General features: G+C 58.6%; 1 protein-coding gene. It reads right to left on the bottom strand.

Features of this window, described 5'->3' with window-relative positions:
• Positions 1-408: T9SS type B sorting domain-containing protein (locus tag LBV24_RS15110; protein ID WP_224479491.1), on the bottom strand; the 408-nt coding region annotated here is incomplete at its 5' end.

Below are 408 nucleotides of genomic sequence, written 5' to 3'. Positions count from 1 at the left end.
TTAACGTTTCAAGGTAAAATGGGCCTTCAGTTCCTTTCTCTGGTTGGTTATCGGCTCGTCGTACTCCACGGTGAACCAGTAATCGCTGCTCGGCATGCTGTTCCCGTTGTAGGTCCCGTCCCATCCGGATCCCGTAGGGCTGATCTGCTTCAGGAGCTTGCCGTAGCGGTCAAATATATAAATTTTTGCCGTACCGCCAATCCCGGCGATGTTCCACGTATCGTGGTTGCCGTCGCCGTTGGGCGTAAAGTACAGCGGGTAGTCCACCACGAACACAGGTTGCACGGCCGTGCCGCACCCGTTCTTGTCCCTGGCCGTCACCTCGTGCTGGCCCGGAGATACGTTATCGAACGTGCCGCCGTCCTGCCAAGGGCCGCCGTCAAGGCTGTACTCGTACTCGCCGGGGCC

Origin of the sequence: Winogradskyella vincentii (genome assembly GCF_020166345.1) — a bacterium.
Lineage (GTDB): Bacteria > Bacteroidota > Bacteroidia > Flavobacteriales > Flavobacteriaceae > Winogradskyella > Winogradskyella vincentii.
The sequence above is the reverse complement of the archived record's forward strand: the minus strand, read 5'-3'. Positions and strand labels throughout refer to the sequence as shown.